Below are 9,359 nucleotides of genomic sequence, written 5' to 3'. Positions count from 1 at the left end.
AGCGCGCGCCGATGTGCCCCTCACTGCACCTCCGCCGCCCCTGGCCGCCCCTCCGTTCCCCTCCGATAAGCGACTTTGGTCTAATCCAATTTTGTTCAATCAAATCTTTGCCAAGGAATCGCCTATTTGAGTATAATGATGTTGCCTCTAATACGCATTGCCCACAAAAACATAACGCCTACTTCCTTCAATTGTTGGTTCAAAAGTTGGTGCAGCACCCGAATTGTGGAATGACGACGAATCCAGCCGCCATGTCCGACCACTACGTTCAACCACCATGTCCAATCATCAGCATCCAAACGCAGGTAGAGAAAAAAGAATCAAAAGATGACACACAGGAGGATTCGAATGGAGATGAACAATGGGCAAGGCGTACCAAGCGTGGCGCAGCTGAATCGGGGACTGATTTTGTTTGTCATGGTCTCTGGAGCGTTCGTCGCGATACTCAACGAAACCCTGTTGAATGTGGCGTTGCCGCCGATTATGAGGGAATTGAATATCGGAGCAACGACGGCGCAGTGGCTGACAACTGCGTACATGTTGACAAATGGGGTGCTGATTCCAGTCACCGCCTTTTTGATTCAGCGGTTTACAACAAGGACACTCTTCTTGACAGCGATGGTTCTGTTTTCGATTGGGACGCTGATTGCCGCCGTCGCTCCGGATTTCGCCGTACTGTTGGTGGGGCGTGTCGTGCAGGCGAGCGGCGCAGCCATTATGCTGCCGCTGTTGATGACCACCATTTTGACCATCTACTCCGTGCATGAGCGCGGGGCGGCCATGGGGATCATGGGCCTCGTGATCACGTTCGCTCCAGCGATTGGTCCGACACTGTCCGGGTGGTTGGTTGAACACCATTCTTGGCGAATTCTGTTTTTTGTCGTGCTGCCAGTCGCTCTCATCGACTTGCTCTTTGCCGCCGTGTACCTGCGAAACGTTACAGAAACTCGGGCATCGAAAATCAACGTGTCGGCGGTGATCCTGTCGACACTCGGATTTGGCGGCGTGCTGTACGGTTTCAGCGAGGCCGGAAACGTGGGTTGGAGCAGCGATCGCGTCTATATCGCGCTGGCTGTCGGACTGATCGCGCTCGCCTGCTTCGCGGTTCAGCAGTTGCGGGCCAAGACACCGATGTTGGAAATGCGAGTGTTTCGATACAGCATGTTTTCGCTGACGACGGCCATCAATGTGATGATCACGATGGCCATGTTCTCGTCGATGATGCTGTTCCCGCTCTATTTACAGAACGCGCACGGATTCAGCTCGTTCAAGTCGGGGCTGCTCGTTCTGCCCGGTGCGGTGGTCATGGGCGTGATGTCGCCCATCACGGGCAAGTTGTTCGACAAGATCGGCGCCAGGCCGCTTGCTGTGGTCGGATCGATTCTGACCCTTGGAAGCATGTATCACTTTTCGCGTCTGACCATTGATACGCAGTACGCGACGCTGATCATTTCCTTCGCGGTGATGATGTTGGGTATGTCGTTGCTGATGATGCCTGTGATGACGGCTGGTCTCAACCAGTTGCCGACGCGGTTGCACGCGCACGGGACCGCCATGGGCAACACGCTGCAGCAAGTGGCGGGGGCAATTGGTACGGCGTTGTTGGTGACAGTAATGACGCAGCGAGCCAAAGGCGCGTATGAGACGTTGATCGCGTCGAAGACAAATCCCGTTACCACGGCGGCCGCGATGGAGCACGCGAGCAAATTGGCCAGTGTTCACGGGATCGACAGCGCGTTTCTGGTGAGTTGCATGTTCGCCGCGATCGCGCTGGTGGCTTCTCTGTTTGTCCGCCGGACGAATTCCGAGTTGGAAGTCAGGGAACCCGACGATGAACCGCGTGAACCGATCGAAAGCGTGCCTTCCGCCTAAACTGTCGGTGATCGGCCTTTTTTCAGAGTCTCGCGAGCCTTTCGCTTGCGAGGCTCTTTGTCTTTGCGGAGGGAAAATGAGACGATTCTAACGTGTTTTCGATAATTGGCGCCTATACTGTTGTCAGGACCACAGACAAGGAGTCAGACACGATGGCCAAGATGAGCAAGCAGCTTATCGCACTGTGCACCATTGCGCTTGGAACCATATACACAGCGGGGTATTTGGTGACGAACCCGGCCGACGAGACACCTGCGGCGCAGACGACCACGTCGAACGAGCAGTCGCCGGCGAGCACCAAACCGGGATCGAGCACCAAACCGGCATCGAGTAATCAACCGGGATCGAGTACTCAGTCGTCATCCAATAAACAGTCGTCATCGAGTGACAAGCCGTCCTCGAAAGCGAGCAAGCCGCAGCCCAAATATCTGGATGGAACGTACTACGGTTCAGGGACGGATCAAATCGGAACTGTGTCTGTCGCCGTGACCATTCAGGGCGGGAAAATTGCCAACGTCGAAATCACGGCGTGCGAGACGCATTATCCTGAAAGCTACATCGATCCAGTGCTGCCCGACCAAGTCGTCGCCCGTCAAAACGCGAACATCGATTACGTGTCGGGCGCGACGTTGAGTTCCTACGATTTTGCTAACGCTGTCCAACAAGCCTTGCAGGAGGCGTTGAATCCGAAGTATTCGGGGTGAGTTATGCATCGACACACGTACAAAACGCGAGCCATCGCCATGGATACGATTATCACCATCGAAGCCGTTGTGGATCGCGAGGATGGCGAAGACACTGAGGAACGCCTCCGCGGCATGGTGAATCACGCGCTTCACGCGTTTTACGAGGTGGAACAAGCGTGTTCGAGATTCGATCCCGACAGTGAAGTGATGCGCCTCCGGGATCGAGTAGGTGAACCAACCGCTGTGTCGCCTATCTTGTTTGAGGCGCTGCGTTTTGCGCTCGTCGTGGCGGAGATGACGGACGGCAGGTTCGATCCGGCAGTCGGCCGCCGCCTCGAGACGCTCGGCTTCACTCGCCACTATTTGACCGGCGAGTTGCGCGAGACCCCCGATGCGCCGGAGGATGCGACGTTTCGCGACATCGTGATCGACGAAGCCAGTCGGTGTGTCACGTTGCTGCGGCCTGTCGTGATCGATTTGGGCGCGATCGCCAAAGGTCTGGCTGTCGATCTTGCCGCACGCGCCTTGAATGGATGCAGCGGGTGCATGGTCGACGCGGGGGGTGACATGTACGCGGGTGGAACGCGCGTCAACGGTTCGCCCTGGCGAATCGGCATTCGCAATCCCCGGTCGCAAGGTGAGCCGATCGCGGTGCTGCATGTCCGGGATCGGGCCGTCTGCACGTCCGGTGACTACGAACGGCGAAGCCCCTTGTTTCCCGATCAGCACCACATCGTCGCTTCCAACGCGGGATTCTCCTCCCGCCACCCGTCCGTGGTGAGCGCAACGGTGATCGCCCCCTATGCCATGATGGCTGACGCGCTTTCGACGGCGGCATTTGTGCTTGGGCCAGAGGAAGGCCTTGCGCTGCTGGAATCGTGTGAAGTAGAGGGCGTTCTTGTCGATGGCGACGGAACGATGTACACGACAAAACATGTGGAGGACTATCTCCGTGACGAAACAACCTGATCCGAGAAAACGAAGAAGCAAAGCCGCCGCGCTGCGCTCGTACTTTCGAACGCCGAAAGGCTTTGTGCTGATCATACTGTCGCTGTTGGTGCTGATCGATGCGGCGTACACGGCCGATTCGCGAGTGATTGTCCATGCGGTTGTCGCCGTCTGTACAGCCATCGTGATCGACGGTGCCATCGCGCGATTCTGGCGCCGATCCCGCCGTTTCCCGGACGGAGGCGTCATTACGGGACTCATCGTGGCTGGCGTGCTGAGCTCGACCGCAGCGTACGGCATCGTCATCACCGCGACGGCCGCGGCTATTGTCTCGAAGCATGTGCTGCACATGGGCCGCAAGCCGATTTTCAATCCGGCCGCGGTAGGCTTGCTGGTTGCCATCTACGTATTTCACGTCGGCGAAAGTTGGCTGGCTGACTTGTCGCTGCTGCCCGTCTGGGGGATTGCGCTGCTTGGCGTGGCGGGGTATCTGGTTACGTACCGCGTCAACAAATTCCCGCAGGTCTTTGCGTTTTTTGCGGTCTATTTCATATTTTTTGGGCTGGAAGGCGCGTTTCACGTCTCGCTCGCCGCGGACGCGTTTCGCAACCCGATTATAAATTCTGCGATGTTTCTCGCGTTCTTTATGATGACCGATCCGCCGACCTCGCCAGGCCGCTACAGCCAACAGGTGCTGTTTGGCGCGATCGCCGCCATTGTCAGCAGTTTGGTGTACCTGACGTTCGACGGATTGTCGTATTTGCTGATTGGCCTGCTCTTCGCGAACGCATGGAAAGCGTGGGTCACTCGGCAAAGCCGCGCCGACGGCCGCAGCAGCCAGAGCCACTCGCAACGTCCGGCGACATGAAACAGGCTGCTCCTTCTGCGGGAGCAGCCTGTTTCATCTGTATGACGCCCATGCGGCAGAGTGCGGTGCATCAGCGTTCCATGTGTCAGATCGCGATTTCAGCGAGACGTATGGGTTTCGATGATATTACCAAGCATACGCTTCCGGAGCCGGCTTGCCGGGGCCCGGGAAAATTTCGTCGAGGCGCTTGAGAACATCCTCTGTCAGCTTGACTTCGACAACGCGCAGCGAATCTTCCAACTGTTGAAGCGTCCGCGGCCCGATGATGGGAGCCGTGACGGCCGGATTGGTGAGCAGCCATGCCAGCGCGATCACGTCTTGCGGTTCGCCGACTTCCGCCGCCAATTTTGCGAAAGCCTCGAGTTGAGAACGATGCTTTTCGACTTCCTGCTGTGCCCGTGCGCTGCGCGATCCCGTCTTCGTCAACGCGTTGCGGCCCAGCAATCCGCCCGCGAGTGGGCTCCATGGAATCACGCCGATGCCGTGCGCCTGCGCCGACGGAAGCACTTCGAGCTCGGGCTCCCGGCACAACAGGTGATATTTGTGCTGCTCAGACACCAGACCGAGGAAATGGCGTTCCTTGGCCGCCGCTTGTGCGACAGCGAGATGCCAACCCGCGAAGTTGCTGGAGCCTATGTATCCAACTTTGCCTTGCTGCACAGCGACCTCGAAAGCGCCCCAAAGTTCATCCCAGCCTACGCTCAGGTCGACATGATGCATTTGGTACAGCTCGATGTGATCCGTCTGGAGTCTGCGAAGAGAACCTTCCAGGTGACGACGGATTTTGTACGCGGACAGGCCTCTTCCCTCGTTTGGGCCATCCAACGGATCTTCCATGATGTTGTACACTTTCGTCGCGAGAACGACTCGTTCGCGGCGCCCCCCGCCTTGCGCAAACCAACGTCCAATAATTTCCTCGGTGCGACCTCTGTGGCCTTCGCCGCCATACACGTTCGCGGTGTCAAAGAAGTTGATGCCCGCATCCAGCGCCGCATCCATGATCCGAAACGCTTCTTTCTCTTCCGTTTCTGGTCCGAAGTTCATGGTACCGAGACACAAGCGACTGACATGCAAACCTGTGCGACCCAGTTTCGTGAATTCCATACACGCACCTCTTTCTTCGGATATCTTGCATCTCTATCATCTCATGACTCGCATCCGCTTTCAATTCACCCTAGGCATTTCGTGCATTGTTCTGTAAAATTGTAAAAAACACTTTGACAGGATTGGCGACACCATGTCAGTGTACAAGTAGATACATCGTTTAGATATATCGCTGACGAAAACGTTTTCGAAATTGGGCACGCGGAAATGGGCGGTGCGGCCGTCTGGTGCCGCATCCGCGCGACAGAGATAGAAATGAAAAGGGATGTCTAATATGACGACGATATACGATATTGCCCGACAGGCAGGCGTTTCAGCGACCACCGTGTCGAAGGTCTTGAACGGTTACCCCGACGTCAGTGTGAAGACGCGCGAAAAGGTGCAACAGATTACGGCGGCCTTAGGGTATCAACCAAGCGCGGCGGCGCGGGGACTTGTGACTCGTAGATCGATGTCGATTGGCGTATTTTTTCAAGACCGCTCGTCCTTTGGTTTCCGACACCCATTTTTGCATGACATCATCGCCAGCTTTCAGGATATTGTCGGGGAAAGCGGTTACGATCTGCTCTTTTTCTCCAACGTTCACAGTGCGAATACGCCGCACGGTTTTGAGGCGCGGGCTAGGCATCGCGACGTTGACGGCCTCTTTCTGTTGGGTGTTCCTCGGACTGATCCAGGGCTTTCTTCGCTGTCCCGAAGTCGCATCCCCATCGTCTCGGTGGATTTGGATTTAATCGGATCGCGGGCCAGCTATCTTGCGTCGGACAACATCGGCGGTGCTCGCAACGCCGTGCATTTTCTATACGAGAACGGTCACCGCGACATCGGATTCGTCGGCGATCGCTACGGGACGAAACCCGGTCATGACCGGACGCTCGGCTACCACCAGGCGCTCCAGGAACTTTCGCTCCCGTACCGCGCGGAATGGATACAAGAAGGGGACTTCACCGAAGCTTCGGGTTATGCCGCAATGATGAAAATCCTCGCCTTGAGAGAACGCCCGACCGCCATCTTCTTCGTCTCCGACATGATGGCCATCGGTGCGATGCGGGCGATACGGGAAGCCGGCTTGACGCCAGGCGAGGACATTTCGCTGATTGGCTTTGACGACGTGCACTTGGCGCAATATGTCACGCCCGCCTTGACGACCATTCGCCAAAATAAGGATGAAATGGGGCGCCTGGCGGCCATTGAGTTGTTGGAACTTATGAGAAATCCAAACAAACCACCCAGTGTGATCACGGTGGAAACAGAACTGGTGGTTCGCGACAGCGTGAAAAACCTGTTGAACGTCGATCAACACCGCTCAGGCAAGGTGGCAGGCATTTCGTAGGGCGGATCGGGCGGCGCATAAGCGGCGAGATGCGGCGAGATGCGGCGAGATGCGGCGAGATGCGGCGAGATGCGGCGAGATGCGGCGAGATGCGGCGGTGGGTCACGAATAAGCGGTCCAAGACCGCTTATTCGTGTCGATTCATCTGATCCTGTAGGAATAGGCGGCCCAGGGCTGCTTAAGCGTCCCGGATGAAGCCCAATCTACCGGTGTGGTGACGAATAAGCGTCCCTGCGCCGCTTATTCGTACCGACTCAACGGATTCGACAAGAATAAGCGGCTGAGGGAGGCTTAAAAGTCCCGTGCGCATCCCGATCTTCCGGTCGTCACCTAAGCGTCCCGATCCGCAGCCCACTCCCTTCTACTCCTTCCGCCTCGACTTCGTTCTTCACATCGCCTTGCTCTGCAACGCCGACGGAATCGTGACACATATCCACCACGAAGTTGCCTCCGCAGCCCACCTTGCCATGCTTGCGGAAGCGATTTCGAATCCGCCGTTCTTCGGTTCATTCGCCGTTTCACGACCATTTCTGAGCTGTTTTTCAGCTTGTTTGCAGCCGATATATGCGAGCTGGAACACAATAAATTCTTCAAAAATGCATATGAAAGCGCTTGAAAGCGGTTTATTCCGGAGTTATGATAGTCGCGATAGAAAACATAGCCAAGTAAAAGGGGATGGTGGCAAGTTTTTTCGAAATCGGTTTCTGGCATGACTCCAGTCAAGCTTGAGCCAAGGCTCCAATCCGGCTCAGCACCGATTTCAGCTCCAGTTGCAACACTGCGATTTCTCTTGAACTGATTTCTAAGGGGGATATTCGAATGTCAAAGACAAAATGGATGGCTGGACTCGCCGCATCGGCAGCTGCGGTGATGACACTCTCTGGCTTTGCTGCTACAGCATCGGCTGCGACATCGTCTTCGACGACGCTGACCGTCGTACCGAACGTGTTGGCGACGTGGCAAGATAACTTCAACCCGTTCTCGGGCACGAACAGCGTGTCAGGAACGCTTGGCAACGTTTACGAAACCCTTTTCTATTTTGATAATACGACTGGTAAGCAGTTCAATCTGCTCGGCAAAAACTTCAAGTTCAGCAACGGCAACAAGACGCTGACGGTGAATTTGCAAACCAAGGCGAAGTGGACGGACGGCCAGGCGTTTACGGCGCAGGACGTTGTGTTCACGTTCGATCAACTGAAGAAATACCCGGATGCGGATACAAACGGCATTTGGCAGCAATTGCAAAGCGTCACGGCGCATGGAAAATACCAAGTGGTATTCCAGTTCAAGACGCCGAACATTCCCTATGCTGAACAATACGTCTTAGGTGGTACATACATCGTTCCGGAGCATGAGTGGAAGTCGCTTGGCGATCCGGCGAAGGCAAAAATTACGTACGATAAGGCCATTGGTACCGGTCCGTTCAAGGTGCTCTCGTTCTCGACGCAGGACGTGAAATACACGGCGAACAAAGATTACTACGGTGGGGCGCCAAAGATTCAAACGTTGAGCTACCCAGCCTACGCGACGAACTCGGCTGCCGATTTGGCGTTGGCCAGCGGTCAAGTACAGTACGCCGGCATCAACATCCCGGATATCCAGAAGACGTTCGTCGACGCGGATCCGGCGCACAACCATTATTATTTTCCGCCAAACAATCCGGTCGAACTGTATCCAAACCTGAGGAACCCGCTCTTGGCGCAATTGCCGGTGCGTCAGGCGATGAATCTGGCGATCGATCGCAAGGAGTTATCTGTAAAAGGTGAGACGGGCTACGAAACGGTCGCTTCGCCGAACGGTCTGATTCCGACCCAGAGTTCCTGGCTTGACCCGAGTCTCCCAGCCGCCGACAAGACCTTTACGGTGAACGACAAAAAGGCGGAACAAATTCTCCAAAAGGCTGGCTTTAAGAAGGATTCCAACGGCATCTACGCCAAGGACGGCAAAGAGTTGAGCTTCACGCTCTTGGTTGTCGCTGGGTGGAGCGACTGGGACGAGGATGCTCTGCTCATCAGTCAACAACTGCAGAAGATCGGTATTCAAGTGAAGGTCAGTCAACAGCAGTATTCGGCGTATTACAACGAGATCGATCCCGGTGCTGGACAAACGCCTCACTACGATCTCGCCATCTCGTGGACCAACGCTGGCCCGACGCCGTTCACCACGTTCCACGACTTGCTGGACTCGAAGGGCGGGTTCAACATCGAAGGATTCAAGAATGCGACGGTGGACAGCGCGTTGGCGGACTTCGCACAGACGACCAACCTTGCGCAGCAGAAGAAAGATCTCTACAAGGTGGAGCGCATCGAGGCGGAGCAATTGCCTGTGCTACCGCTGCTCAATGGCGCGCTTTGGTACGAATACAACGACGCAAACTTCACTGGCTGGTCCACGAAGAGCAACCTGTGGATCGATCCGTCGCCGTACAACTACCAATCCGCGGCGATTATCATGGATCGCCTTCAACCGAAAAAGTAATCGACGAACACCGCAGTGTTTTCGGGCTGTCCTCTCTAGAGGGCGGCCCTTTCTCTTGAATCGCAATTTC

At 55.9% G+C, this 9,359-nt stretch carries 8 protein-coding genes; 7 read left to right on the top strand and 1 reads right to left on the bottom strand.

The annotated features are described in order from the left end of the window. Positions 1 to 348: 348 nt before the first annotated feature. The 4 genes from AAC01S_RS13105 (at position 349) to AAC01S_RS13090 (ending at position 4,374) form a co-directional block, all read left to right on the top strand. Positions 349 to 1,872, top strand: a complete 1,524-nt coding sequence (locus AAC01S_RS13105) for a DHA2 family efflux MFS transporter permease subunit (protein WP_245630218.1) — start codon at positions 349 to 351, stop codon at positions 1,870 to 1,872. 152 nt (positions 1,873 to 2,024) lie between these two features. Beyond that, entirely contained in the window at positions 2,025 to 2,576 is a 552-nt protein-coding gene (locus tag AAC01S_RS13100) for an FMN-binding protein (RefSeq protein ID WP_067623035.1), read from the top strand. A gap of 3 nt (positions 2,577 to 2,579) precedes the next feature. Continuing rightward, positions 2,580 to 3,527 (top strand): FAD:protein FMN transferase, encoded by a 948-nt coding sequence (locus tag AAC01S_RS13095; protein WP_067623032.1) that lies wholly within the window; start codon positions 2,580 to 2,582, stop codon positions 3,525 to 3,527. Then, entirely contained in the window at positions 3,511 to 4,374 is an 864-nt protein-coding gene (locus tag AAC01S_RS13090) for an RnfABCDGE type electron transport complex subunit D (RefSeq protein WP_169794046.1), read from the top strand. The genes AAC01S_RS13095 and AAC01S_RS13090 overlap by 17 nt, the downstream gene beginning before the upstream one ends. A gap of 126 nt (positions 4,375 to 4,500) precedes the next feature. On the opposite strand, the gene AAC01S_RS13085 is transcribed toward AAC01S_RS13090, so the two are convergent. Further along, complete coding sequence (locus AAC01S_RS13085; RefSeq protein WP_067623029.1) at positions 4,501 to 5,478, bottom strand: aldo/keto reductase; 978 nt, start codon at positions 5,476 to 5,478, stop codon at positions 4,501 to 4,503. A gap of 274 nt (positions 5,479 to 5,752) precedes the next feature. Here AAC01S_RS13085 and AAC01S_RS13080 point away from each other — a divergent pair, with 274 nt between their 5' ends. From AAC01S_RS13080 to AAC01S_RS13070, 3 genes are all read left to right on the top strand, one after another. Next, the gene (locus AAC01S_RS13080; protein ID WP_067623026.1) at positions 5,753 to 6,811 is read left to right on the top strand and encodes a LacI family DNA-binding transcriptional regulator; all 1,059 of its coding nucleotides are present in this window, start codon (positions 5,753 to 5,755) and stop codon (positions 6,809 to 6,811) included. 302 nt (positions 6,812 to 7,113) lie between these two features. After that, a complete protein-coding gene (locus AAC01S_RS19310; protein ID WP_157071169.1) occupies positions 7,114 to 7,524 on the top strand; it encodes a hypothetical protein in 411 nt (136 codons plus the stop codon). A 106-nt stretch (positions 7,525 to 7,630) separates the two neighbouring features. Next, on the top strand, positions 7,631 to 9,289 hold the full coding sequence (locus tag AAC01S_RS13070; RefSeq protein WP_067623019.1) for an ABC transporter substrate-binding protein: 1,659 nt from the start codon (positions 7,631 to 7,633) through the stop codon (positions 9,287 to 9,289). Positions 9,290 to 9,359: the final 70 nt, after the last annotated feature.

Source organism: Alicyclobacillus acidiphilus NBRC 100859, from assembly GCF_001544355.1.
GTDB lineage: Bacteria > Bacillota > Bacilli > Alicyclobacillales > Alicyclobacillaceae > Alicyclobacillus > Alicyclobacillus acidiphilus.
Note: the sequence above shows the minus strand (reverse complement) of the source record. Positions and strands in the feature narration are given on the sequence as shown.

Excerpts from the sequence above, each read along its gene's own strand:
- AAC01S_RS13085 (WP_067623029.1), bottom strand. The coding sequence starts at position 5,478 with ATGGAATTCACGAAACTGGGTCGCACAGGTTTGCATGTCAGTCGCTTG.
- AAC01S_RS13080 (WP_067623026.1), top strand. The coding sequence starts at position 5,753 with ATGACGACGATATACGATATTGCCCGACAGGCAGGCGTTTCAGCGACC.
- AAC01S_RS13070 (WP_067623019.1), top strand. The coding sequence starts at position 7,631 with ATGTCAAAGACAAAATGGATGGCTGGACTCGCCGCATCGGCAGCTGCG.
- AAC01S_RS13105 (WP_245630218.1), top strand. The coding sequence starts at position 349 with ATGGAGATGAACAATGGGCAAGGCGTACCAAGCGTGGCGCAGCTGAAT.
- AAC01S_RS13095 (WP_067623032.1), top strand. The coding sequence starts at position 2,580 with ATGCATCGACACACGTACAAAACGCGAGCCATCGCCATGGATACGATT.
- AAC01S_RS13100 (WP_067623035.1), top strand. The coding sequence starts at position 2,025 with ATGGCCAAGATGAGCAAGCAGCTTATCGCACTGTGCACCATTGCGCTT.